Annotated in this window: 20 protein-coding genes; 2 read left to right on the top strand and 18 right to left on the bottom strand. The window is 62.6% G+C overall.

Features of this window, described 5'->3' with window-relative positions:
* Positions 1-145: 145 nt before the first annotated feature.
* The 11 genes from KFO72_RS34855 to KFO72_RS34805 form a co-directional block, all read right to left on the bottom strand.
* Positions 146-490, bottom strand: coding sequence for a helix-turn-helix domain-containing protein (locus KFO72_RS34855; protein ID WP_225034000.1), 345 nt, complete (start codon positions 488-490; stop codon positions 146-148).
* Positions 487-1,662 (bottom strand): NAD(P)/FAD-dependent oxidoreductase, encoded by a 1,176-nt coding sequence (locus KFO72_RS34850; RefSeq protein ID WP_062917727.1) that lies wholly within the window; start codon positions 1,660-1,662, stop codon positions 487-489. The genes KFO72_RS34855 and KFO72_RS34850 overlap by 4 nt, the downstream gene beginning before the upstream one ends.
* Positions 1,659-3,098: an NAD(P)/FAD-dependent oxidoreductase gene (locus tag KFO72_RS34845; RefSeq protein ID WP_225033999.1), complete on the bottom strand. Its 1,440-nt coding sequence runs from the start codon at positions 3,096-3,098 to the stop codon at positions 1,659-1,661. Before KFO72_RS34845 ends, KFO72_RS34850 begins: the two co-directional genes overlap by 4 nt.
* The gene (locus KFO72_RS34840; protein ID WP_054931797.1) at positions 3,077-3,397 is read right to left on the bottom strand and encodes a (2Fe-2S)-binding protein; all 321 of its coding nucleotides are present in this window, start codon (positions 3,395-3,397) and stop codon (positions 3,077-3,079) included. Before KFO72_RS34840 ends, KFO72_RS34845 begins: the two co-directional genes overlap by 22 nt.
* Entirely contained in the window at positions 3,394-5,223 is a 1,830-nt protein-coding gene (locus KFO72_RS34835; RefSeq protein WP_225033998.1) for an ABC transporter ATP-binding protein, read from the bottom strand. Before KFO72_RS34835 ends, KFO72_RS34840 begins: the two co-directional genes overlap by 4 nt.
* Positions 5,220-6,176: an ABC transporter permease gene (locus KFO72_RS34830; RefSeq protein ID WP_225033997.1), complete on the bottom strand. Its 957-nt coding sequence runs from the start codon at positions 6,174-6,176 to the stop codon at positions 5,220-5,222. The genes KFO72_RS34835 and KFO72_RS34830 overlap by 4 nt, the downstream gene beginning before the upstream one ends.
* Positions 6,173-7,129: an ABC transporter permease gene (locus KFO72_RS34825; protein ID WP_054931794.1), complete on the bottom strand. Its 957-nt coding sequence runs from the start codon at positions 7,127-7,129 to the stop codon at positions 6,173-6,175. The genes KFO72_RS34830 and KFO72_RS34825 overlap by 4 nt, the downstream gene beginning before the upstream one ends.
* A gap of 66 nt (positions 7,130-7,195) precedes the next feature.
* Positions 7,196-8,815: an ABC transporter substrate-binding protein gene (locus KFO72_RS34820; protein WP_054931793.1), complete on the bottom strand. Its 1,620-nt coding sequence runs from the start codon at positions 8,813-8,815 to the stop codon at positions 7,196-7,198.
* 81 nt (positions 8,816-8,896) lie between these two features.
* Positions 8,897-10,171 (bottom strand): NAD(P)/FAD-dependent oxidoreductase, encoded by a 1,275-nt coding sequence (locus KFO72_RS34815; protein ID WP_225033996.1) that lies wholly within the window; start codon positions 10,169-10,171, stop codon positions 8,897-8,899.
* Between the two features lie 26 nt (positions 10,172-10,197).
* Complete coding sequence (locus tag KFO72_RS34810) at positions 10,198-10,866, bottom strand: haloacid dehalogenase type II (protein WP_054931791.1); 669 nt, start codon at positions 10,864-10,866, stop codon at positions 10,198-10,200.
* A gap of 214 nt (positions 10,867-11,080) precedes the next feature.
* Positions 11,081-12,562 (bottom strand): aldehyde dehydrogenase family protein, encoded by a 1,482-nt coding sequence (locus tag KFO72_RS34805; protein ID WP_054931790.1) that lies wholly within the window; start codon positions 12,560-12,562, stop codon positions 11,081-11,083.
* Positions 12,563-12,774: 212 nt separating this feature from the next.
* On the opposite strand from KFO72_RS34805, the gene KFO72_RS34800 reads away from it, so the two are divergent.
* Positions 12,775-13,671, top strand: a complete 897-nt coding sequence (locus KFO72_RS34800; protein ID WP_060610316.1) for a GNAT family N-acetyltransferase — start codon at positions 12,775-12,777, stop codon at positions 13,669-13,671.
* A 66-nt stretch (positions 13,672-13,737) separates the two neighbouring features.
* Here KFO72_RS34800 and KFO72_RS34795 read toward each other — a convergent pair whose 3' ends face one another.
* Complete coding sequence (locus tag KFO72_RS34795) at positions 13,738-15,114, bottom strand: MFS transporter (RefSeq protein WP_225033995.1); 1,377 nt, start codon at positions 15,112-15,114, stop codon at positions 13,738-13,740.
* A gap of 307 nt (positions 15,115-15,421) precedes the next feature.
* Between KFO72_RS34795 and KFO72_RS34790 the strand changes: the two genes are divergently transcribed.
* A complete protein-coding gene (locus KFO72_RS34790) occupies positions 15,422-15,937 on the top strand; it encodes a GNAT family N-acetyltransferase (RefSeq protein ID WP_225033994.1) in 516 nt (171 codons plus the stop codon).
* 18 nt (positions 15,938-15,955) lie between these two features.
* On the opposite strand, the gene KFO72_RS34785 is transcribed toward KFO72_RS34790, so the two are convergent.
* The 6 genes from KFO72_RS34785 to KFO72_RS34760 form a co-directional block, all read right to left on the bottom strand.
* Entirely contained in the window at positions 15,956-16,807 is an 852-nt protein-coding gene (locus tag KFO72_RS34785; RefSeq protein WP_060610307.1) for an alpha/beta fold hydrolase, read from the bottom strand.
* An 833-nt stretch (positions 16,808-17,640) separates the two neighbouring features.
* A complete protein-coding gene (locus KFO72_RS34780) occupies positions 17,641-18,234 on the bottom strand; it encodes a hypothetical protein (protein WP_054931787.1) in 594 nt (197 codons plus the stop codon).
* 38 nt (positions 18,235-18,272) lie between these two features.
* Positions 18,273-19,688 (bottom strand): N-acetylmuramidase domain-containing protein, encoded by a 1,416-nt coding sequence (locus tag KFO72_RS34775; protein WP_054931786.1) that lies wholly within the window; start codon positions 19,686-19,688, stop codon positions 18,273-18,275.
* Between the two features lie 37 nt (positions 19,689-19,725).
* Positions 19,726-20,061, bottom strand: a complete 336-nt coding sequence (locus KFO72_RS34770) for a hypothetical protein (protein ID WP_054931785.1) — start codon at positions 20,059-20,061, stop codon at positions 19,726-19,728.
* A gap of 79 nt (positions 20,062-20,140) precedes the next feature.
* Positions 20,141-23,614: a type VI secretion system Vgr family protein gene (locus tag KFO72_RS34765; RefSeq protein ID WP_225033993.1), complete on the bottom strand. Its 3,474-nt coding sequence runs from the start codon at positions 23,612-23,614 to the stop codon at positions 20,141-20,143.
* Positions 23,615-24,271: 657 nt separating this feature from the next.
* The gene (locus KFO72_RS34760) at positions 24,272-24,544 is read right to left on the bottom strand and encodes a helix-turn-helix domain-containing protein (protein WP_225033992.1); all 273 of its coding nucleotides are present in this window, start codon (positions 24,542-24,544) and stop codon (positions 24,272-24,274) included.
* Positions 24,545-24,559 lie beyond the last annotated feature (15 nt).

The raw sequence follows: 24,559 nt of genomic DNA, 5'->3' as shown, positions 1-24,559 counted from the left end.
GCCGCCCCGCACAGGGGCGACGCCTGAAGCGAGCTAACGAATCGCGGATGCCAGCAAAAGCAAAAGCAAACCACCCCGACGCGGATGCCAGCGCAAACACGAAAAAAACCACCCAGCGTCGCAGACATCAAAAAAACCCAAACCCCTACCCCATTCCCTTAGCATTCGACAAAAACCGACTTGGCGTCACGCCACAAAACCGTTTGAAGTGTCTGGCCAGATGGCTCTGATCAAAAAACCCAACTTCGGTAGCCACAACAGCGCCTGGCACCCCTGCCAACAACAAGGTCTGCGCGCGCCGCACACGCACGCTACACAAATATCGATAAGGCGAAAGCCCGACCTGCTGTCTGAACACGGTAGCAAACCGCGAAACACTGAGCGCCGAAATCTCGGCTAATTGCGCAAGGCTCACAGTCTTATCGAAATTCGCATCGATATAAGCAAGCGCGTCCCGCAGCAAGATAGAAGATGATTGACGGGTACTCATGAAGAAGCCTCGACAGAAGCAGATGCAGACGCAGACTGCAAAGCCATACCATTCCCAAACCGCCGAATCGAAAACGCATCCAATGCCATCGACGTAGCCCCCGTATCGATCAACTCGGCGAGCGTCTCACCCACACCCGGCCCGATCTGAAACCCCGATCCGGAAAAACCAAACGCATAGAACAGCCCATCGGTCGTGGAACTCGCCCCGATCACCGGCTCGGAATCCGGCAAGTAACTTTCGACACCGCTCCACACCCGAATCACATGCAACGCCGCAAGCGCAGGCACAAGCCGCCGAAACTGCGCCATCTGCTGCACCGTGTTCTCCGGCAACACCGATGCCCGGCATGTCACCGCATCGGCAGGACCCGCAGGACCACCACCCAGCACGATATTGCCGCGCGGAATCTGCCGGAAGTACACGCTCTCCTCCTTGATCGACGTGTAAACACCCATCGACGACCCGAACACATACGGAACCGGCTCGGTCACCGCCATCTGCGGCCCGCGCGCAACGAGCGGCACCGGCTCGCCAAATTGCATCGACAGCGCGTTCGCCCACGCGCCCGCGCAGATCAACACCTGTTCCGCGCGATAGACCTCGCCCGCCGCGCTCTCGACACGAAAGCCGCCCGCCTCTTTCTCGACACGCACGATCTCCGTGTTCTCCACGATGCGCGCCCCCAGACGCGCTGCGGCACGCCCAAACGCCGGCGCCGCCAGACGCGGATTCGCATGCCCGTCGAGCGGCGAAATGGACGCCGCCAGGACTTCGCGGCCCAGAAATGGAAAGCGCCGAAACATCGCCGCGCCGTCCAGCACTTCGAGATCGAGACCGTACGCGCGTGCCTCGGCGGCATAGCGATGAAAGTACTCGGCGTCGTGCGCGTGATAACAGACCCGCGTATGGCCGGACGGCAGGAACTCGACGTCTTCACCCAGCAACTCTTTCGAACGCTGCCACGTAGCGAGCGCCCGATTGGACATCGCGAGTTGCGTCAACGCCCGCCCCTGACGCCGCACGCCGCCGAAGTTCACGCCGCTCGCCTGTTGCCCCGTCAATCCGCGTTCAAGCAGAATCACCGAACGTTGTCTGCGCCGCAAAAAAAACGCGCTCGACGTCCCGACGATCCCGCCGCCGATCACGATCACATCGGCACGATCACTCATTCGCTGTACTCCTGTGCGCGTGTGTTGGGTTCTTCTGCGTCTCGCGAGACCGCGCACGTCGATACCAGTGCCATCGGCAGCGGCTTGACGGGCGCCTGCCCGCGCAACCGCCCGACCGCTTCGAGCGGCACCCGCGCCTCGGCGGCAATCACTTCCGCGCCGGCATGCGCGCAAAAGCGCCCCTGGCAACGGCCCATGCCGACGCGCGAAAACGCCTTCGCCCGGTTCGCTTCTCTGGCGCCCATCTCGCGTACCACGCGCCGCAATTCGCCCGCCGTGACCGCTTCGCAACGACACACGATCGTCTCGTCGGGCAGCGCGGCCGCGAAGCGCGCAGGCCACGGAAACGCCGCGCGCAAGCCCGCCGCAAAACGCGTATAACGCGCCAGCTCGGCACGCAATCCTTCCGTGCCTTCGCGCCCGATGTCCGCGTCACGCAACGCCGCCAGCGCAGCAAGCCGCCCCGCCCGTTCAGCGGCATCGGCGCCGCGCACGCGCGCGCCGTCGCCCGCCAGATAGACGCCCGCAACGCTGCTGCGGCCATCCGCGTCGATATGCGGAAGCCACGTTTGCGTCGCGTGATCGAAGCGGAATTCGCAGCCGGCGAGATCGGCAAGCTGCGTTTCGGCACGCAAGTGATAGCCGAGCGCAACGGCGTCGCAGTGCACTTCGAGCGGCGCGCCATTGGCCAATTTCACGCGCACGCCCGTCACGCCATGTTCCGGCGAACCGTCGATCGCAACGGGCGTCACGCCGCGATGAACCGGCACGCGCGCGCGGCGCAGCACGCTCATCAGCGCCATGCCCTTGCGCAGCGTCGCGGGAATCGCGAGCAGTTGAGGCAATGCGCGCACACGCTGTGCCAACGTCGACGTATCGAGCACGGCGCTCACCGTCGCGCCCGCCTTCACGTATTGCGCAGCCACCAGATACAGCAGCGGCCCCGTGCCCATCACCACCGTCCGCGCACCCACCGCGCAGCCCTGCGATTTCAACGCGACCTGCGCGCCGCCAAGGCTGAACGTGCCCGCATGATGCCAGCCCGGCACGGGCATCAGCCGGTCCGTCGCGCCGCTGCAAATGATCAGCGAATCGAATGCGAGTTCATCATGGCGTGTGCCGCTCACCACATGCACCGCCTGCGGCGCGATGTTCCACACGAGCGTGTCGGGCAGATAGTCGATCTGCGCGCGCAATGCATCGAAGTCGCGGTGCAACGACGCGGCCCGCGCCGCCTCCGTCCCATACAGCGCCTCGTACGAACGCGAGAAGCCTTCCGGTTGACGCCGATAGATCTGCCCACCGTCACGTCGTCCTTCATCGATAACCACAGGTCGCAGCCCCGCTTCGACGAGCGCCTGCGCGGCGCGCACGCCCGCCGGCCCTGCGCCGATCACGATCACCTTCGGTCGCTTCAGGTCCCAATGCGCGGCCATACGCCCTCCCCGCAAAGCGCGATGCGCGTCACGATCGACATGCCCGGCGCAGCGGGCGTCGTGCAGGCACGCACGCGCTCGCCTTGCGCCGTCCACACCCAGCAGTCCTGGCACGCGCCCATCAGGCAGAAGCCCGCGCGGCGGCCGTCGCCGAATTCGGAATCGCGCAGCGTGTCGTGCGCGGTCAGCAACGCGACCATCAGCGTGTCGCCTTCAGCCGCCTGCGTGACGATGCCGTCGACGCTGATGTCGAAGGTCTTGCGCCCCGTTTCCGCTACTCTCACGAAGCGCGCCTTCATGCCGCCACCGTATCGGCCGTCTGCATGCGGATCAGCTCGGCAGCCGTGTGATGGCAGCGAATCTCCGCGCCCGACGGCAGCTTCTTCATCGAAGGCGGCGTGACATTGCACTTGCCGTCGATGCGCGCCGTGCACCGCGCGCGGAAACTGCACAGTTCTTGCGAATCCGCAGCGGGGCCCATTGCCGGCAATGCCCCCGCCGTCAGCGCGCGCCGCGAGTCGAGCCAGCCTGGCCGCAATGCAGGCACGGAATCGATCAACAAGCCCGTGTACGGGTGATACGGCGGCGCCGACAACGCATCGCGCTGGCCCGCTTCGACGCATTGCCCCGCGTACAGCACGATCACTTCGTCGCAGATCGCGCGCACAGTCGAAATGTCGTGGCTGATGAACATGTACGACACACCAAGTTCGCGCCGCAGTTCGCCGAGCAGATCGAGGATCGCCGCGCCGACCACGGTATCGAGCGCGGACGTCACTTCGTCGCAGAGAATCAGCGCCGGGTTCGCCGCGAGCGCGCGTGCCAGATTCACGCGCTGTTTCTGTCCGCCCGACAAACCGCCCGGCTGACGCGTCGCCACGGAAGCAGGCAGCTTCACCAGATCGAGCAGTTCGAGCATGCGCTTGTGCGCGGCGGCCCCGCGCAGGCCGTGATAGAAGTTCATCGGACGCGCGAGAATGTCGGCGATCGTGCGGCTCGGATTGAGCGCCGTATCCGCGTTCTGAAACACGATCTGCACGCGCCGGTATTGATCGAGTGTGCGCTCGGAGAGTTTTGCGGGCAGCGGCTTGCCGTCGAGCAACACCTGGCCGTGCGCGCGATCCACCAGCCCCGCCACCACGCGCGCGAGCGTCGTCTTGCCGGAGCCCGATTCGCCGATCACGCCGAGCGTGCTGCCGCGCGCGATCTTCAGGCTCACGTCGTCGAGCACGCGCACGGCGGGCACGCCGCGCGCATCGATACGTCCATAGCCCGCGCTCAGGTTGCGGATTTCGAGCAGCGGCGGCTGATCGCCCGCGACGCTCGAGGCGAGCTCGGGATCGGGACGCCGCGTCGCCGCAAGCAGTTGCTGCGTGTATTCGTCGGCGGGCGTGTCGAGCACTTGCGCCGTCGCGCCGTTCTCGCGCACCGTCCCGCCGTTCAACACGACGATGCGGTCCGCCATCTGCGCGACCACGGCCAGATCGTGCGACACATACACGGCCGTCGTGCCGAGTTCGCGCACCACGCGCTTGAAGGCGGCGAGCACTTCGATCTGCGTGGTGACATCGAGCGCCGTGGTCGGTTCGTCGAACACGACGACGGCAGGATCGGTGATCAACGCCATGGCCGCCATCAGGCGCTGCAACTGCCCGCCCGACACCTGATGCGGATAGCGCGCGCCGATCGTCTCCGGCGCCGGCAGCGCGAGCGCGCGGAACAGATCGACGGCCTTCGCGCGCGCGGCGGCGGGCGTCATCAGCTTGTGCAGCAACGCGGGTTCCGTTACCTGATCCAGGATCGTGCGCGCCGGATTGAAGCCTGCCGACGCGCTCTGCGCGACGTACGCCACCGTACGCGCGCGCAACGCCCGCCGGCCTTTCTCGTCGAGCGACAACACATCCACGCCGCCGATCTTCACCGCGCCGCCCGCAATCGAGCATCCACCGCGCGCGTGACCGAGCAGCGACAGCGCAATCGTCGTCTTGCCCGAGCCCGACTCGCCGATCAGCGCGAGCACTTCGCCTTTCTTCACGGTGAAGTCGACGCCCTTGACGATTTCGACGACAGGGTCGGGGGCCGTGCCCGCGACCACCCGCAGGCCTTTCACTTCGATCATGTTCATTGGGCGCCTCCGTGAGCGCGCGCGCCATGACGATGCAGACTGTCGATCAGCAGATTCACGCCGATCGTCAGCGTCGCAATCGCGACGGCGGGCATCAGCACGGCGGGCGCGCCTTCCGCCAGACCGCCGATGTTCTCGCGCACGAGCGAGCCCCAGTCGGCGTTCGGCGGCTGCACGCCGAGACCGAGAAAGCTCAGGCCGCTCAGCAGCAACACGATGAACACGAAGCGCAAGCCGAAGTCCGCCAGCATCGGATGGATCATGTTCGGCAGCACTTCGACACGCGCGATGTAGAACAGCTCTTCGCCGCGCGCCTTCGCGACCTGCACGTATTCGAGCGTCATCAGATTGACGGCGAGCGAGCGCGAGATGCGAAACGCGCCGGGAATGTAGGCGAGCGCGGCGACCATGATCAGCATCGGCACCGACGAGCCGAACGCCGCGATCACGACGAGCGCGAGCACCTTGCTCGGAATCGAAATCAGCGCATCGAACAGACGGCACAGGATTTCATCGAACCAGCGCCCGGACACGGCGGCCACGAGACCGAAAAACGTGCCGACGCAACTGGCGAGCAAGGTCGCGGCGAGCGCCAGCCCGACCGTGTATTGCGTGCCGAACAGTACGCGGCTCAGCATGTCGCGGCCCAGATAATCGGTGCCGAGCGGATGCGCGGCGCTATACAGGCCGAAGATTTCCGTCGACGTCACCGCGCCGCCCTTGTACGGCGCGACGAGCGGGCCGATGAAGGCGACGCCGAGCCAGAACACGACGATCGCCAGTCCGATCAGGCCAAGCACGGAAGAACGCTTCACGAAGCGGCGCAGCGGGCCGCGCGTGGCGGCTTGCATTTCGACGGGTGCGTCCTGCACGGCGTCGGCGCAAGGCTTGCCGCCTTCTTCGGGCACCGCGTACAGAACGGTCGTTGCATGAGATGTGGCGGGTCGGTTCATCGTTGACGCAGCCTCGGGTTAGAGATGATTTGACACAGGTCCGCGATCAGCACGAGCGCGAGATACGCCGCGCAGAACACCATCACGCAGCCCTGCACGAGCGGCATGTCGCGATTCGTCACGGCGTCGACCATCAGGCTCGCAAGACCCGGATAGTTGAAGATCGTCTCGACGATCACCACGCCGCCGAACAGATACGACAGGCTCAACGCAACCGCATTGGCGATCGGGCCGATCGTGTTGGGCAACACGTGGCGCAACACGATCCGCATCGGCGATGCGCCCTTGAGCAACGCCATTTCGACATATGACGCGTTCAGTTGATCGAGCACGGCAGCGCGCGTCATGCGCGCCATCTGCGCGACGATCACGCAGCACAGCGTCATCACGGGCATTGCATAGATACGCAGCAGCGCGCCGAGCGACGTGACCTCCGACAGATACGACAGCGCCGGCAGCCAGCGCAGCTTCACCGCGAAAATCAGCACGGCGATGGTCGCGATCAGGAACTCGGGCACAGCCACCGTCGACAGTGTCAGCACGTTGAGCGCGCGGTCGAGCAGCGAGCCGCGATACATCGCCGACAGAATGCCGATGAAAAGCGCGACGGGCACCGATACCAGGGTTGTCAGCCCCGCCAGCACCAGCGAGTTGGGCAGGCGCGTCGAGATCAGCTCGCTGACGGGCAGGTTGTTCGACAGCGACGTGCCGAAATTGCCGCTCACGACATGCATGAGCCATTGCAAGTAACGCTGCAGCGCGGGCTGATCGAGGCCGAACTGATGGCGCAAGGCCGCGACCTGTTCGGGCGTCGCTGCCTGGCCGAGCGCCTGCTGCGCCGCGTCGCCCGGCAGCAGGCCCGTGATCGCGAACACGATCGCCGACACCAGCAGCAGCGTGAGCAGCGCGAGACCAAGGCGCGCGGCGATGAGTCGTTGCGCGTGGGCTTTCATCGGATACCGCCTCCTTCGTTGAAACCGCGCGCCGCGGTCAGCGGCGCGCGCAGTGGCAAGGCATGCTCACGCTTCGAGCCAGACGTTTTCCGCAAACATGAAGCCCATCAGGCCCGCGAGCGGAATCGAGCCAAGACCTTTGAGCTTCGACGAGTGCGCGTCGAGCGAGCTCTGGAACATCGGAATGCCGATGCCGCCGTCGTCGTGCACGAGCTGCTGCATGTCGCCGTAGATCTGCTTGCGCTTCGTATCGTCCGGCTCGCCGCGCGCGGCGATCAGCATCTGGTCGAACTTCGGGTTCTTCCAGTTCGCTTCGTTCCACGGCGCATCCGACTTGAAGAACTGCGTGAACAGCACGTCGGCGCTCGGGCGCGCATTGATGTTGCCGTAGCCGAGCGGATGCTTCATCCAGTGGTTCGACCAGTAGCCGTCGGAGGGCACGCGCACCACCTGCAGGTTCAGCCCCGCTTGCGGCGCGACCTGTTGCAACAGCATGGCCATTTCGACGGAACCTTCGGCTGCCGGCGACGCGTAGAGCTGCACAGGAGCGCTGCCGAGCTTGGCCTTCTGGAAGTAGAACTTCGCCTTTTCCGGATCGAACGGGCGTTGCGGCAGGCCCTTCAGGTAATACTTGTTGGTCGGGTCGATAGGCTGGTCGTTGCCGATCGATCCATAGCCGAGGAACACCGCGCGGCGAATCTGCTCGCGATCCATCAGGTGCGTCAGGCCACGGCGGAAGTCCGTGGTGCCCGTAATGCCGCCTTCATCGCGCATGATCAGGTCGGTGTACTGGCCGGTCTTCGTCTCGAGCACGGAGAAGCCGGGCGTGCCCTTGATGCGCGCCGTCGAACGCGGGCTGACGGCGTTGATCAGTTGCACGTCGCCGGAAAGCAGCGCATTCACACGCGCCGATTCCTCGCCGAGGCCGATCAACTCCACTTCGTCGAGATGCGGCATGCCGGGCTTCCAGTACTTCTCGTTGCGCACGCCGACCGTGCGCACGCCCGGCGCAAACTCCTTGAGCTTGAACGGCCCCGTGCCGACGGCAGTCTTGAAGTCGGTCGTGCCGTCCTTGACGATCAGGAAGTGCGACGTAGCGAGAATCACAGGCAGGTCCGCGTTCGCGCCTTCGAGCGTGATCGTCACTTCGTTCGGGCCCGTCGCCTTCGCTTCCTTGATCTGGTCGGCGAGCGTCTTCGCTTTCGACGCAACGGCCGGGTCCTTGTGACGCATCAGCGAATAGATCACGTCGTTCGGCGTGAGCGTCTTGCCGTCATGGAATTGCACGCCGCTGCGCAACTTGACGACCCACACGGTCGCGTCCTTCGTTTCCAGCGACTCTGCGAGCGCCATCTTCGCGCCGAGGTGCGGGTCGAGTTCCGTCAGACCGTTGTAGAACATGTTGGCGCGCACATAGTCGGTGCCGAGTGCGCCCTTCGCGGGGTCGAGCGTATCGGCCGACGACGACGACTGCGTCGCCACGCGAATCTTGCCGCCCTGCCTGGGCTTGGCCTGCTGTGCGAATGCGGCGCCGCTGGTCGCGAGCAGACCTGCGCCCGTCAGCGACATCAGTCCGCCCGCCGCCATCGCGCGCAGGACCTCGCGCCGCGATGCGCCGCGCCGCGTCAACTCTTCGAGCCGGATGCCGGCGTGGGCGACTGCTTCAGGCGATTTATCGTTGCTCATGAAACTCTCCGCGTGAGATGGCTTGTGGGAAATCAATCGGCAGCTTCGTGCTGTCTGTGTGCGTGACGTCGAAATACGACGTCAATAAAAAACGTCTTTGATCTGGTAATACGCGCCGACGAGCGGCAGGAACCACGGCTTGCCCGTATGTCCCGGAATCGCGGGCCAATCGAAATCGCGCCACGGGTTCGCCGCCGCATTGCCGCCCATCACGTCGGCCATCACCTGGCCCATGTGCGTCGACATCTGCGTGCCATGGCCGCTGTAGCCCATCGAAAAGTACAGGCCGTCGTGCTGTCCGGCGCGCGGCAGACGGTCCGCCGTGATATCGACGAGTCCGCCCCAGCAATAGTCGATGCGCGCGCCCGCGAGGCTCGGAAACGTCGCCGCGAGATTCGCCTGCAGGATGCGGCCGCTCTTCGCGTCGGACGGCTGCTCGGAAGCGGTGAAGCGCGCGCGCCCGCCGAACAGCAAACGCGAATCGGGCGTGACGCGGAAATAGTTGTGCATCAGACGGCTGGTCGTGTACGAACGGCGCTGCGGCAACAGGCGCGCAAGGTGATCGGCGGGCAGCGGCTCCGTCACGACGATGAACGAGCCGACGGGCGCGAGCCTGCGCCGATACCAGCCGAACGGCCCGTGCCGCGAAGGCCCCGTCGCGATCAGCACCTGCTGCGCGCGCAACGTCCCGCGCGACGAATCGATGCGATACGCGCCGCGATCCTTCGCGATCGCCGTGACGCTGGCATGCTCGAATAGCCGTGCGCCGTTGCGTGTTGCCGCGTTCGCCAGCCCGGCGGCGAACCTGCCCATGTGCATCTGCCCGCCACGCTTTTGCAGCAGGCCGCCGAAAAAACTGTCCGAATCGACTTCGCTGCGAATCCGGTCACGCGTGACGATCTCGACCTGGGGATCGACTTCGCGCTGGATCAATTCGGCCGTCTGTTCGAGATGCGCGAGATGGTGCGGCCTGGCGGCGAGCTTCAGCTTGCCCGACGCGAGATAGTCGCAATCGATCTGCTCGTCGCGGATCAGGCGTTCGACGGTATCGACGGCGGCCGCATACGCGCGATAACAACCCTGCGCGCGTTCGACGCCCAACTGCGCACGAAGCGCCGCATAGTCCTGCGCGACGCCCGTGTTGCACTGGCCGCCGTTGCGTCCCGACGCGCCGCCGCCGATCCGCCCCGCATCCAGCACCGCCACCGACGCGCCGCGCTTGCCGAGCGCCAGCGCGGCGGACAGCCCGGTGAAGCCGCCGCCGATCACGGCGACGTCGACATGGCCTTCGACGGGTCCCTCGCTCACCTGAATGCCGGTGGGCGCGGTGTCGAGCCAGTAGGAGTCGAGTTTCATCGGGTGCCTTTGCGCGGATGCGTGGATCAAAGGCCGAGCTTCGTGGCGAGGCCGCCGATCGTGTCGACTTCGTAGTACTCGTAGTACGGCGTGCCGGGCTCGTGGCCGCGGTTGACGAAGGCCTTGTGCTTGATGCCCATGTCGTGCGCCGTCATCAGGTCGTAGCGCAGGCTCGACGACACATGGAGCACGTCTTGCGGATTGCAGTTCAACTGGTCGAACATGTATTCGAAGCCCTGCATGCGCGGCTTGTACGATTGCGCCTGCTGCGCGGTGAACACGCGATGGAACGGTGCGCCGAGCTTGTCGACGTTGCTCTGGATCTGATCGTTCGAAGCATTCGACAGGATCACCAGCTTGTACTTCGTCGCCAGCCGCGACAGGCCTTCCGGCACGTCCGGGTGCGGGCCCCAGGTCGGCACGGCCAGATAGAACTTTTCGGCTTCCGCTTCATTGAACTCGATGTTCATGCGCTTGCACGCACGGCGCACCGAGTTGACGACCACGTCGCGGTACGGCTTCCATGCGCCGAGCACTTCATCGCGGCGATAGCCGGCGAAGAAAGCGACGAATTGCTCCAGCTCCGCGCCGTGCAGGCGGTCGGCAAACATTTCGCGAGCCATGTCGGCCATGCGGAATTTCGTCAGCGTGCCGTAGCAGTCGAACGTGATGTACTTCGGCTCGAAATCGATCATGGTGTCAGTCCTATCGTGTTGTGAACCCATGCGGGGTTCAGTGGCGAAAACAGGAAATGCATCCCTGTGGAAAATTTAAACAGTGCAAAAACTTCGGTTGTCGCTGATTCGAGTGGCTCCGACGATACAAACCACGCGTTTTGAGGGGCAGCGGCAGCAGACTATGCGGCGGCTTTTCTGGCGTTATCGCGTCGTAGGTAATTGCCCTGATTCGTCAGACGCGAACGTCGATCAGCACGCTCTTGAAGCGCAGGTTCGCTTCGTACGCCTGCCGCCCCAGATCCTTGCCCAGCCCCGAGCGTTTGTAGCCGCCCGTCGGGATCATGAAGTCGCTGGTGCGGCCGTAGCGGTTCACCCATACCGTGCCCGCCTCGATGCCGCGCACCATGCGCAGCGCGCGGCCGAGATCCGCCGTATGCACGCCCGCCGCGAGGCCGTAGTCGGGATGCGCGGCGAGTTCGAGCGCTTCGTCTTCGGTGTCGAAGGTCTGCAAGGTCAGCACGGGACCGAAGATTTCGTCGCGCACGGCGTCCGTTTGCGGCGTGACGTGGGTGAGCAAGGTCGGCGTGTAAAACGCGCCCGGCCCCGACGCGTCCGCGCGATGCCCGCCGCAACGCAAAACCGCGCCGCTCGCGACGCTGCGCTCCACGATGGCTTCGATGCGCGCTGCTTGCGGTTCGGAAATGATCGGCGGCAGCGTCGTGCCTGGCGTCCAGGTCGCGCCGGCCTTCAGTTCGCCGAATATGCGCTGGATGCGTGCGGCCAGTTCGTCCGCGATCGACCGTTCGACCAGCAGCCGCGAACCCGCGACGCATACCTGCCCCGCGTTGGTTGTGATCGCGCCAGCAATACGGCGCGCGACATCGTCGATACGCGGCGCGTCGGCGAATACGATCTGCGGGCTCTTGCCGCCCAGTTCGAGCGTGACGGGCTTCGTGCCCGTCTCGGCGCAGGCGGCCATGATCGCCGCGCCCGTGCGCGTCGAGCCGGTAAACGTCACCTTCGCGATGCGCGGATGGCGCACGAGCGCGTCGCCTGTCGTGCGCCCGTCGCCTTGCACGACATTGAAAATCCCGGGCGGCACGCCTGCTTCGACGGCCAGTTCGGCAAGCCTCAGCACAGAAAACGGCGTCATCTCCGAGGGCTTCAGCACGACCGCGTTGCCCGCCGCGAGCGCGGGGGCGATCTTCCACGACGCCATCACGAGCGGAAAATTCCACGGCGCGATTGCGGCGATCACGCCGTACGGCTCGGCGATGGTCATGCCGAGATGATCGTGATCGGTGGCGGCAACGTCGCCGCCGACCTTGTCGGCGAACTCCGCGTAGAAGCGGATGCCTTCCGCGGTGAACGGCACGTCCCAGTTGAACGCGTCGCGAATGGGCCGCGTCGAGCCGAGTGCTTCGAGCGGCGCGAGCGTCTCCACGTCCGCGGCGACGAGGTCGGCGAAACGCCGCAGCACACGCGCACGTTCGCGCGGCGCGATGCGCGCCCAGCCGCTCGTGCGCCATGCCGCCCATGCGTTCTGCACGGCGCGGTCGATGGTGGCGGCGTCGGCGACAGGCACCGATGCGTAGAGCACGCCATCGGATGGGCGCGCGACCTCGATGCGCGGGCCAAGGTCATCATCGACATAGGAGCCGCCGATGAAATGTCCACTGCGCACGCCGATCGTTGCGGGATCGAAACGGTCCATTTTGCGTGAGTCCTCGATTGCTTTCGATGCAGGAAATCGTAGGCTCACGGACGCGGCATATTGCACCGACAAAAAAACGCGCACAGCACATTTGACGCGTTATCGCCGCCGGAACCCCGCGTTTTGCGTTGCATCATCTGCCGCGCGTTTGCGAGGCGCGCGGCAGAAGGATCGTCCTAGTCAGACGCGCCATACAGTGAGAGAGTCACGGTATGTGTCTTCAGAACGAGGAGGCCGGCGTGCCCGACCCAAACAGGAACGATGTGATCGACTATCGCCCTTTCACCTCCGACGACATCGCGGCAGGGCACGCGCTATCCAGCGCCGTCCGATGGCGGCATCGTCCCGACGACTGGCGCTTCGCGGCGCGCATCGGCCGGGGCTTCGTCGCCGAAGACGCGAGCGGCGTGATCGGCACCGCGCTTGCGTGGCGTTTCGGACGTGAAGCGGCGACGCTCGGCATGATCATCGTCACGCCCGAGCGGCAGCGAAGCGGCGTCGGGCGCAAGCTGATCGAGCTGTTGATGAACGAACTCGGCCCGCGCACGTTGCTGATCCATGCGAGCCCGGCGGGCCTGTCGCTGTGCGAGACACTGGGCTTTCAGCGCATCGGCACGATCAACCAGCATCAGGGCGCGGCGTTCCAGCCGCCGCTCGTTTCGCTGCCGCCGGGCGAGCGTCTGCGCCCGCTCGGCGTCAACGACGCACCGCGTCTAGTCGAACTCGCTTCGCGCGCAAGCGGACTGGACCGGAGCGATCTGCTGCCGGCGCTGCTCGATATCGCAAGCGGCATAGCGCTCGATCGCGACGGCGAGCTGATCGGCTTTGCACTGTTCAGGCGTTTCGGCGACGGGCATGTGATCGGGCCCGTCGTCGCGCCCGACTCGCCGGATTTCAGCCGCGCGAAGGCGCTCATCAGTCACTGGCTCGCGCTGCACGCAGGCATGTTCGTGCGGATCGATACGCCCGCCGAGTTCGGCCTTTCGTCGTGGCTCGAAGGACTTGGGCTGCCACATGTGGATAGCATCGAGAAGATGATGCGCAATGGACCGCTTCCTGTCGATGCGCAGTTCAAGCAGTTCGCGCTTACGAGCCAGGCGGTGTGGTGAAATGCAACGGCGAAAAAAAGTCCGCTACGCTCGATACAGCAATCGAGCATAGCGGACCATGTGAGCTTACTTCAATTCAACGCGCCTGATTTCTCCAACGATCACCAGGTAGCTGACGATCGCAACGAGCGCATTGCAGGCGACGAACACCAGCGCGCCGCTAAACGACCCCGTCGCCTTGACGATATAGCCGATGATGATCGGCGTCGTGATGGCGGCGACGTTGCCGAACATATTGAACATGCCGCCGCTCAGACCCGCGATCTGCTTCGGCGATGTATCTGCAACGACCGCCCAGCCGAGTGCGCCCAGGCCCTTGCCGAAGAACGCAAACGCCATGATCGCAACGACCACGGCTGAAGAGTCCACGTAGTTGCACGCGATCATGCTCGTCGACAGCAACATGCCCACGACGATCGGCACCTTGCGCGCAACGGTGAGCGAGAAGCCCTTACGGATCAGGAAGTCGGAGAAGATGCCGCCCAGCACGCCGCCGACGAATCCGCACACGGCGGGCAATGCGGCGACGAAGCCCGCATTGAGAATGGACATGCCACGCTCTTTGACGAGATACACAGGGAACCACGTCAGGAAGAAATACGTGAGCGTGGTAATGCAATACTGGCTGATGTACACGCCAAGCAGCATCCGGTTGCCGAGCAGTTGCCTGACGTACGACGCTTTCGCCGCTTCGTTCACGCCTGGCGACGATGCGCTGGCGGGCGTTGCGGCCTGATTCGCGGCGCGGTTCTTCTTCGGGCGGTCCATGTCGATGAGCGCGCCGCCCTCCTGGATATGGTCGAGTTCCGCGCGGCTGATGCGAGGATGGTCTTTCGGGCTGTAGACCGTTTTCATCCAGACGAGGCTCACGACGATGCCCACGGCCCCCATGAAATAGAACACATAGGGCCAGCCGAAGCGGTGGGTGACCCAGCCCATGATCGGCGCGAACAGCACAGTTGCGAAGTACTGCGCGGAGTTGAAAATGGCCGACGCCGTGCCGCGCTCCGCAGCGGGAAACCACGAAGCGACGATGCGCCCATTGGCGGGAAACGACGGCGCTTCGGCGAGGCCCACCAGAAAGCGCAGTGCGAACAGCACGCTGACGGCGAGCGACACGCTCAGAAAGGTCACCGTGCCCTGCATGACCGTGAACAGCGACCAGATAAAAATGCTGGCCGCGTAGACGCGCTTCGAGCCGAAGCGGTCGAGCAGCCAGCCGCCCGGCAACTGGCCGATCACATACGACCAGCCGAACGCGGAGAAGATGAAACCCATGGCCACGGCATCCAGACCGAGATCTTTCGACATCGACGTCCCCGCCATCGAAAGCGTTGCACGGTCTGCATAGTTGACGGCCGTGACGAAGAACAGCATCGCGACAATCCCGTAGCGGACGCGGGTTCGCCGCTCAGCGCTCACGCCTTGCACAACGTTGGCCATGTAATGTCTCCTCCCTGCGCACCAGCGTTCAGCCGGCAAGATTGTGCAACCGACTTCGTGGAGAATGCACGAATACATTCCGCCTCATAGGTTGTCTGATGACAGATTGAAGCGTCGCACCATTTTTGACAATCCGGCGTTTACCCTGGCGGATGCGTCAACTCGGTTAAGGGTGTGCACGGGATATTCCAGCTGTCCACTGTGGTTCGAACATGGATCGTTAGACGAATGTTGTACGACGACGTATTTCAGTGAATCATTCGATTCGTCGAAGCCCGCACCGCCACCCATACTTTAAAATCGCGCGATGGAATCAGCCTGCCCGATCATCCGCCCCTTATCCGCCAGCGACGCTGCCGCCTACGTGTCGCTGCGTCTGTGCGCGATCGACGAGGACCCGGCGTCTTTTCTGTCGACACGCGAGGAAGAAGAAAAACGCTCGATCGATGAAATCGAGGCGCGTATAGGTGCGACGGCGAATCAGGTGGTGTTGGGCGCATTCGCTGGCGAGACGCTCGTCGCCGTCGCGGGACTGCGGCGATATCCGCTGCGTCCCGTGCAGCAAAAGGGCTTTCTGTGGGGGCTGTTCGTTGCGCATCCGCATCGAAGGAGCGGCATCGCGCGGCGCCTGATCGCGGCTGCCGTCGACCAGGCGCGCGCGATGGGCCTGACGCAGATCGCGCTCAATACGGGCAGGGAGAACGCCAGCGCGATCGCGCTGTACCGTTCGGCGGGCTTTGACGCCGTGGAAGACGAGCCGAGCGACGATGCGAGCGACGACGACACGGATCGCGAAGTCGAGATGGTTCTGCGGCTCGATTGAGCGAGGTGCTAGTGCGGGTCAGTAGTCGATGAACGAACGCAGCATTCTGTTGAACGCGGCCGGATTCGCGACGTTCATGCCGTGCGAAGCGCCCGCTATCGTGGCTCGCTCTGCGAGATAGATCCAGCCTTCGAGGCTTTCGACGTTATTGCGGAACATGCGCGGACTCTTCTGGCCGTCGATCAACAGTGTCCGGCATGCGATCTGCGACGCCGTATCGCGCGAATAGGCGGGCAGCGGATCGAGAAACTGCTTGGGGAGCGTGCTGGCGTTGTCGATCGCCATCGTACGGAACGCGTCGGTGCTCTTTTTCCAGGCGCCTGGCACGCTGACGGAATCGACGAACAGTTCGAGGCCGGGCTCCACGACGCCCTCCTCGATCATGCCGGCGACCTTGGCGCGCAATGCGTTCATCGCCGAGGGCAACGACGCTTCGCGCATGCCGTCGAGTTGCAACGGGCCGCCCGGATCGGCGAGCGTCAAGGTTTTGACGAGACGCGGATATTCACGCGCGAGCTGGAATGCGATAGATCCGCCGCGCGAATGGCCCACGAGGTGAACGGGCGCGAGATCCATTGCGACGATGAATTCCGCCAACTCTGCGACGTGTTCCTGCCAGCCGAACTCATTTTGAATGCACGCTTCGGCGGCGGGCCAATAGTGGCTGAGGCTAGGGGCGATACAGCGAAAATGCGCGGACAAGGGCGCGATCTGGGCGTCCCAGTAGCGGTAATCGCAGAGTGAACCGTGCACGAATATGACGGGCTCGCCCGTGCCGCGTTCGATGTAGGGGATGCAGATTCCCGATGCGACCGTCGCAAAGCTCAGTTGCGGGTTGGCGAGCAATGCGGGATCGGTTCGCATGTTCATGGGAGGTGTCGCTTCGCGTGGATTCGTGGTGGGGGTACTATGCAGGATTCTTTGACGTAAGAAAAACGCGTAATTTGGATCGGAGGGATCAGGTTTTCTGATAGGTGTGGGGGGTTTGGTTTTTTGCTTTTGCTTTTGCTTTTGCTTTTTGGTGAGAGACAAACGAAACCAGCTCCGGGACAATCAGACCTGCGCTGACGAAATAAGACAAACAAATCTGCGCCCCACCTCCTAAACAGCTGGCGTGAAGCTGACCGGCATTGCATCCCCTAGCGACTCATATGCAAACCATGCTGGATATCTATCCGAAAAATGGGCCCGCGTCTGACAGACTCCATGTGAGGTGCACATTCACGTACGAACCATCAGAAAGAGCCACGAGGACGTCATCGTTGTCAATGCGTCGACCAATGACGGTGGCTACCTGACCACAAAGGGGATGGCGACCAGTCACTTCCCTATCTAACTGACGTCGCAGTCCTACAACTTCTCCTTCCGCGGAAAGCGAACGCCACGGAGCCGTCCAGTTCAGTTCGTCGACTTTCATTTGTACGTTGCCGTAGGCACGTTGGAAGCGGCCAGCTGATCGGAACCGCCGATCGAACGCGGTAACGGCTCGATTGTTGACAATGTAGCGCGGACGTCGATTGTCCGAAAGAGTGGCCGGCTCTACGCATTCGTCGCCTTCGTCGTTCCCGGACCGACGGCGACCGCACCAAACCGCCCCCTATGCAGAGGTTTACATAGTGCCCCATTGCTGACGGTCGAGCCGTCACTGTTCATGGGGCGGTCATTGCGCGCCGTCGCGAGCGAACCTGTACCCCGCGACGGTTTCACCCGCCCTGCAGGTCGCTTCGCTTGACCCAACGCACCAGGTCGTTGCCGCGCGCGAAGTAGTCGACCTGCACCCAGTCTCCAATGCGCGCCAGCACCGCGACGACATCGTTCTTCACCAGATAGCCCTTCGTGCGTGCGCTATCTTGCGATGCCGAGAACAACGGCGCGCGCTTGCTCGCGATCATCGCAAAGCCGATCCAGTTCCGCTCCGACTTGAAGGTCAGTGAATCGCCGCTTTCGATGGTCGGCACTTCGCAATTCGGCAGATCGCCGTCGACTTTCACCGCCCACGATTGCTGGCTGCCCGGAGAAAGACTGATCTTGCCGCCCTTCTCGTCGGCGAAATACGTGGAGAAGGTAATCGTGTTGCCTTTGGTATCGCTGCTCTTGAGCAGAAAGCGGCAAGTCGGATCGCGATCGGGATTGTTGGCCGCCGGCGCCGTAAACGGATTATCGAAAAACCCTTGCACCTCGCCTTTTTCCACGACGAGATACACCTTGCGGTAATCCAGTTGCGTACCGGGAACCGTGCGCAATTCATACACGCCGGAATGCAGTTCGTCCGCATTCGCCCAGTTGGGCATCAACATGCTCGTGGCCACCACCCATCCCAAGCGTAAATCTCTGATCACTTTACTTTGTCCTTTTGACTCTTCTTCGCGGCGTCGGCTTTCTCGAACGCATCGAAGTTATTCTTCATCTTCGTGTCGTAGTCGTTCTCTTTGTACGTCGGACCATTGTAGCGGGACGCAAATGCAGCAAAGTCTTCGTTCTTCGCGGCTTTCACGAGCGCCGGGTCCGCCTTGACGAAGTTGACGAAGCCCTTCAGATGCGGACGCTCCGACCTCGACATATCCTTCACCATCTCCTGCACGGTGGCATAGCCCAAGGTCTTGTAGTTCGAGCCCATGATCTGGAACGCGCCCCAGGAACACGCCTGCAATGCAGCGGACGCATCGAGCTTGAACGCCTTGCGCAAACGCCGGTAGCTCAGCGAACCATACGTATCGCGCTCTTTCGTCAACACGCCATCGTCGATCAGTTCCTGCGCGGTTTCGGCATCCTTCGCGTGATCCTTGTCCTTTTTCGCGTTGTAGCGTACCCAGACATCGACGTCGCGCGTCTGGCCGTCTTCGCCTTTGAGCTGCATCGTCTTCTTGATGTACTTCGTCTTCAGACGGTAATAGCCCGTGGGCCAGGACAGATCCGGATTGGTGTCCCAATACTTTCCGCCCGACAGCTTGTAGAAATAGTGCCGCTCGTAAAGAATCTTCGGCACCGTTCTGCCATCGACAGTCGTGAAGCTGCCGCCGCCCACTTCCGTCTGGTGAACGGCCTTGATCACGTTGACCTTGCAGCCGATCTCCTTGGCGGCATCCTCGAAATCTTTCTCGGTGATCGGGTCGCCCGTGTACTTGTCGAGAAACTCATCGAGCGATGCGTCATCGCTCGTGACCTTCACGGCGGCCGCGCCTGCCGCGTCGGCCGTCTGCGTCGTCTTGACGCCTTTGCCCGGTGCGAATGACGAATCGGTCTGATCGCCGGCAGGCGGCGCCTTTGGAGCCGGCTGCGGCGGCTTGCTCCGCGCTTCGCCGTTCTGGGGATGCGGCTGCGTCTGCATGGAAATCTTCAGCCGAGGGCTGACCAGCGTGACCAGCTTGTTGGTCTCTTCCGCGACTGTTTCATACACCTTCTTCCACTCGCCATTGAGCTTCTGAAAAAAGATCTCGACAGTCTGTCCTTCGAAGTCCGGCCAGAACGCTTCCAGCTGCCCCGACTTCGATGTCTTGCCCGACACGAGCTTGTCGCCGCTGCGAATACGGTACGACGCATTCGGCAGCGGGTTGTGCTCGGCGTCGAGCGTGTTCGTGGTGATCTTGCCGGCTCTCTTCGGAATGCGCAGTTGCTGTCCGACCTGTAGCGAACGCGGGTCGCCGATTTCGTTGGCACGCGCGATGTCTTTCCACGGCACGCCCCTCTTGCCGGCGATAACGCTCAAGGTGTCGCCAGGCTGAACCGTGTAGATAGAAGAATCATCCGTCATGTCGATTGCCTTGGAAATGCATCATCTTCACTCGTGCTCACTTGCCCGCCGCAGGACCCGACGTGACGTGTTCCAGAAACGTATGGCCGGGACCATACACCGAACTCGTAATCGAATACGCGTCTTTGGGCGCGACAGGTCGTCCGGTCTTATCGACCGACACCGTTTCGATCTCCACGACGGGAATACACCACGCGGCATTGTCCCGTTCACTGGGATTGCCCTTGGCGTCGCTGCAGCGGAACGTGAAGGCATCCGGCAAGTCGGCGGCTTTCACTGTTTCCGTCGAGCCGTTCCACGCATACTTTATGTTGATCGAACCCGGATGCGGGTTGTGCGGATCTTGCGCGCCTGGGGGAATGGAACTGGACATGCTGTTGGCTCCCAATGTGCCTGCACAACCGCACACGAGCAATGCGTACGAGGCGAGGACTGCCGATTGTCGGCAAAGTTTATTTAGCAATTTTGTCGAAGTAGTCATAACGGGCCGGATAGCGTTTTCGTCCTTCCTGCTCGCAAGGCGTGCCCTTGCTTGACCAGTACATATTGGCAGACTCGGCAAAGTCTTCTGTCGGATTGTTCGCGCCGTAGGCCGACGGCGGTTTGCCGTCTTTGGCGATTGCATCCAGATAGCTCTGCCTGGATGCGGCATCCTTCCACAGCGTTTCGCTCCACAAATGCCCCGTTTCATGCGTCATCGTACTGTCGACATATTGCTGCGGAATCGTCTTCCAGTCTTTCCATGGATAAAACGCCACGCCCTGAGAAACACTCGCCGTTGCCGCCGAGTAAAAGTCGGGCTTGTTGTAGATCTTCTGCCACACGGCGTCCTGTGGGTTCGGCGCGGGGTTGATCGACACACGGCTCAACTGTTCGAGTTGCTGCGAGGGAACGGTTTCCAATGCCTTCGCGATCGACTGCTGGTCCGGCAGCGCTGCACCCGTCGGTGCGCCGCTTTTCGGCACGAAGATGTCGAGCGGATGGTCGTTGACCATCGCGTGATATTGAGTCGCATCCTGTTGACCGCCGCCCGGAAACTTGAACTTCGTTTCCTTGCCCGAATCGAGCGTGACGGCGTTCTTCTTCGTATAGAAATCTTGCGGCGCGTCGATGCGCCCTTTGAACCCGTCGAGATACGAGCAATCCGGCGCAGCGGGAGCAGGAGCTGTATCGGGCGCGCCGGACTCAGCCTCGATTTCCTCGCTGCTCAGCCATTCGTCCTTTTCCATCCAGACATGCACATCCTCGGATTCACGCGTGAAGAAGCGCGACCCTTGTCCAACGCTGTCGGTCACGCCGCTCGTGAGCACCGTGCCGGCAGCATTGGTGACGTAGTACGGCGTATTGCCCCAAGCATGGCTCACGCCGTCCTGCTGGGCGATCGCGTCAAGCCCCGACATGTCGACCTTGTTGCTGTAGCGCTGCATGTCGGCCGGTAATGGCATGGACTGCAACGGATACGACTGCTGCGTGGGGCCGCTGAACTGATGCGTGCTACCCTTGATATCGATCGTACCGGGCGCGTGAATCTGGATGTTGCCGTCCTTGATGCGGATATAGGCGCCGCCCGATGTGAGCAGAATCTCCTGCTGCGCGGCGGCCTCGATGTTCTGCGTCGCCGACAACAGCTTCACGCTTTTTTGCGCAGTCAGTTCGACGTTGTCCGAATGGGCCTGCACTTGCACTTTGCCCTTGCCGGCAAAGAGTTTCACGCCCGCGTTCTGCGCGAACAGGCTAATCTTCTGCGCAATGCTCGCCACCAGCGACCCGCCCGTCGCGATATGCGTGCTTTGCCCGCTGACGAGATTGATCTGCCGATCCGCCGACACATGCACCGACTGTTGGGTCGACAGTCCGATCCCCGCCGGACTTGCAAACAGCATGGCCGACTCCGCGAAGGCGTTCGCGCTTCCGGTTCCACCACCCGCCGTCGCTCCGTTCGACGACGCACCCGTCACCCGTTTCTGTGTGGCATCCGTGAACGACTTCAGCGCGTCGTAGCCGTCCTTGAGGTTTTCCGCCTGATGCGTCTGACTTGCGGACGACATCGCATCGATCACCCCTTGCGCATTTGCGAGTTGCTGGCGCGGCTCGTTGACTTCCATCTGCTGGCTGTCGGCTTGCTTGGCGTACGTCGTCACATACAGGCCTTTCGCCGCCCGCACCGCGCCGTAGCTGTCTGTACCAAGATCGAACCCGCTTCCCAGATACGCACCGCGCGCGTTGCCGTTGTGTGCAATCAGATAACCCAGATGCAGATAGCTGTTTGCGCTGCTGCTATAGAGTTGTACGCGGTTCTGTCCGGTCGCGTCGTCCATTACCATCTGGTTGTAGCCGCTGCCGGCGAACTCCTTCGACCGATAGCCCGATAGCAACCCATTCGAATGCCAATGTGGCGCGTTTGCACTGTTATAGACGCGGCCGACCGCGATCGGCCTGTCGCAATCTCCGTCGATGTAATCGATCAGAACTTCTTCGCCGACGCGCGGCAGATGCACGCCGCCGTATCCGCTGCCTGCGTCGGATTGCGCGACTCGCACCCAGCACGACGCGCGTTCGTCGCCGCTGTTGAGCCGGTCCCAGATGAAACGCACCCGGATGCGGTTCAGATCATCGGTATAGATCTCTTCGTTCTGCGGGCCGACGACGATCGCCGACTCCATCTGCACATCCGGCTTGAGATGTTCGAATGGGCTGCGATAGGGGACGCTCGTGCGCTGCGCTTCGATATCAACGCGATAGAACCCGTTCGAGCCATCGGCCGACGCCAGCTCGAAGCTCCGCTCGCTCTCGTGGCTCGCACGCACGGCCGACACGGTACGCTGCAGACTATGCGGAAACACGGGTGCGTCGCCGGCAACGGGCAAGTTGTTCTCGATCGTCCAGACGCTTTCGATTACCGCGAACTCCAACTGGTCAGCCGCATCGCGATCATGATCCGGATGGCCACTTAGCGTGAAGCGCTTACCCGCACCGATATGACGCACGCCGCCCACGCCGTGAAAGCGCTTCGCGCGCGATTCCCATTCTTCCATGCGAATTCGCGAGAGCGTATCACCGCGATCCTGCTGTCCATAGGTATAGGCTCCCGTGTACTCGTAAACCTCGGCTTGGGCAGGCAACGCGCCGTGTGTGGGCAGAGTGGGCGTACTCGTGCCCTTTGCGTTATATGGACTCGACGGGCTCTTGTAGTCGAACGTGCGCGTGGTGAGCAACGTGCTTTGCAGCGTGCGCGTACTGGACCATTGCGTGAGCGCGTCTGTTTCACTGTTCGTGCCTGCGCGATAGAAGCTGACGGCCTGCGGTGACATGGCGTCGAGGGTCGACAGACTGTCCGTGATCACGAGCGTATGCGACTTTCCGTCGTCGGCCTGCTGCCAGAAGCCGTACAAGCCTTCCGTCTCGAGCAGCCTGTGCACGAAATTCCAGTCGAACTCATTCTGACGGCAATACGAACGTGCCGGCAGCGGTTTTGACAGCGCGAAACGAAACCATCCTTGCGCTTGCGGATGCGCATTAAACACGTCGCTGATAATCTGATCCGCGCTTACGTCCTGCCAGATACGTTGATCGCGACGGAACTTCAGGAAATGCATCCACGATGCAAAGCTGATCTGATAGGTCGTCAACGCGCCATCGGAGCCAAGACGGCGTGCCGTATGCACATAGCCGTTATGCGGCGCATAAGTCTGATCGGATTGCTGTATCCACAGCGTGACCGGTTGAGCAATCAGCTTTTTCAGTTCGATGCTGGAAAAAGTCGATATCGCGTCGACCGTGAACTCGAATTGCCGCCCGATGCGCGATTTGCCAACCACTCGTTGCGGCACGAGTACATCGCTGCCGATCGGCGTATCCAGTTTCAACAGCCGGTCGCCCTGTGCAAGACGACCTGTAATGGCCGCGATAACGTCCTGCGCCCCCATAACGCCTCTTTTTGTCCGTTATTAATCACCCGCGCGATTCTACAAGAATATAACGAATAAACCGTTTACCGGATTTTAAAAAATCTTTAAATGGGAATCGAGAAAAGTTAAATATGCGGCGGGCATTTTAAATGGCGCGAAGATTTTACTTATGGCTTATGTACTCGGCAACGTTTACCGGGTGCTTTCGCGCGAAGATAGCGAGCCAGCACAAAACACTTCTGTTCATGGCTGAAAGACCGTTCCGTCGATCATCATGGGACTTCCTTTGGTCGAGACCAAACGAGCATTGCCAGCAATTCATTTCAACGCGTCGAATGGCTCTTATTGGCCGACTGTACGCATTCGTCGCCTTCGCAGAACCCGGACCAACAGCGAACGGGTCAAACCGACCCGTTGCGGGCAACGGATCCGGCGCCGGTTCCAAGGCGGCTTTCAAGGTGCAACAGCCGTTAGGTCGGGTGTCAATGTTCACATGATCGTTACTACGACGCCCCCAGCTTCCGACTTCTCGGAAGTTCGCTATGCCCGCTTAGCCCGAACGATTCCCGTCGCTCGCCGTGTCTCACGGGCTGCCGCTTCGCGCCCGTTGAAAGCGGAGCGGCGGCGCTCACGACCAAGACGCAGCCGCCGGGATTTAGGCCGGCCGATGACTTACTAGGGTTCGGCGACGTTCACGGCGTCGGAGTCGCGCGCCACGCGCGATTTGATCCGATAGCGCCCGTGACTCACCCCGTACATCCGCCTGAAGGCGAGGCTGAACGCCATTGCAGAGTCATAGCCTATTTGCCGCGCAATCGCGGCCAGCCGTTCGCCCCCGGCCTTCAATGCACTACACGCCAGCGTCAAGCGCCAGCGCGTCAGATAGGGTAGCGCTCTTACAGGGTGGAGCGCGTGTGCTAACGGTCCGGAGTGAGGCGTGTGAGGCACTACGGCCTACACACA

It is taken from the genome of Paraburkholderia sp. XV (assembly GCF_020177535.1).
GTDB lineage: Bacteria > Pseudomonadota > Gammaproteobacteria > Burkholderiales > Burkholderiaceae > Paraburkholderia > Paraburkholderia caribensis.
Note: the sequence above shows the minus strand (reverse complement) of the source record. Positions and strands in the feature narration are given on the sequence as shown.

Excerpts from the sequence above, each read along its gene's own strand:
- KFO72_RS34855 (WP_225034000.1), bottom strand. The coding sequence starts at position 490 with ATGAGTACCCGTCAATCATCTTCTATCTTGCTGCGGGACGCGCTTGCT.
- KFO72_RS34850 (WP_062917727.1), bottom strand. The coding sequence starts at position 1,662 with ATGAGTGATCGTGCCGATGTGATCGTGATCGGCGGCGGGATCGTCGGG.
- KFO72_RS34845 (WP_225033999.1), bottom strand. The coding sequence starts at position 3,098 with ATGGCCGCGCATTGGGACCTGAAGCGACCGAAGGTGATCGTGATCGGC.
- KFO72_RS34840 (WP_054931797.1), bottom strand. The coding sequence starts at position 3,397 with ATGAAGGCGCGCTTCGTGAGAGTAGCGGAAACGGGGCGCAAGACCTTC.
- KFO72_RS34835 (WP_225033998.1), bottom strand. The coding sequence starts at position 5,223 with ATGAACATGATCGAAGTGAAAGGCCTGCGGGTGGTCGCGGGCACGGCC.
- KFO72_RS34830 (WP_225033997.1), bottom strand. The coding sequence starts at position 6,176 with ATGAACCGACCCGCCACATCTCATGCAACGACCGTTCTGTACGCGGTG.
- KFO72_RS34825 (WP_054931794.1), bottom strand. The coding sequence starts at position 7,129 with ATGAAAGCCCACGCGCAACGACTCATCGCCGCGCGCCTTGGTCTCGCG.
- KFO72_RS34820 (WP_054931793.1), bottom strand. The coding sequence starts at position 8,815 with ATGAGCAACGATAAATCGCCTGAAGCAGTCGCCCACGCCGGCATCCGG.
- KFO72_RS34815 (WP_225033996.1), bottom strand. The coding sequence starts at position 10,171 with ATGAAACTCGACTCCTACTGGCTCGACACCGCGCCCACCGGCATTCAG.
- KFO72_RS34810 (WP_054931791.1), bottom strand. The coding sequence starts at position 10,866 with ATGATCGATTTCGAGCCGAAGTACATCACGTTCGACTGCTACGGCACG.
- KFO72_RS34805 (WP_054931790.1), bottom strand. The coding sequence starts at position 12,562 with ATGGACCGTTTCGATCCCGCAACGATCGGCGTGCGCAGTGGACATTTC.
- KFO72_RS34800 (WP_060610316.1), top strand. The coding sequence starts at position 12,775 with ATGTGTCTTCAGAACGAGGAGGCCGGCGTGCCCGACCCAAACAGGAAC.
- KFO72_RS34795 (WP_225033995.1), bottom strand. The coding sequence starts at position 15,114 with ATGGCCAACGTTGTGCAAGGCGTGAGCGCTGAGCGGCGAACCCGCGTC.
- KFO72_RS34790 (WP_225033994.1), top strand. The coding sequence starts at position 15,422 with ATGGAATCAGCCTGCCCGATCATCCGCCCCTTATCCGCCAGCGACGCT.
- KFO72_RS34785 (WP_060610307.1), bottom strand. The coding sequence starts at position 16,807 with ATGAACATGCGAACCGATCCCGCATTGCTCGCCAACCCGCAACTGAGC.
- KFO72_RS34780 (WP_054931787.1), bottom strand. The coding sequence starts at position 18,234 with ATGTTGATGCCCAACTGGGCGAATGCGGACGAACTGCATTCCGGCGTG.
- KFO72_RS34775 (WP_054931786.1), bottom strand. The coding sequence starts at position 19,688 with ATGACGGATGATTCTTCTATCTACACGGTTCAGCCTGGCGACACCTTG.
- KFO72_RS34770 (WP_054931785.1), bottom strand. The coding sequence starts at position 20,061 with ATGTCCAGTTCCATTCCCCCAGGCGCGCAAGATCCGCACAACCCGCAT.
- KFO72_RS34765 (WP_225033993.1), bottom strand. The coding sequence starts at position 23,614 with ATGGGGGCGCAGGACGTTATCGCGGCCATTACAGGTCGTCTTGCACAG.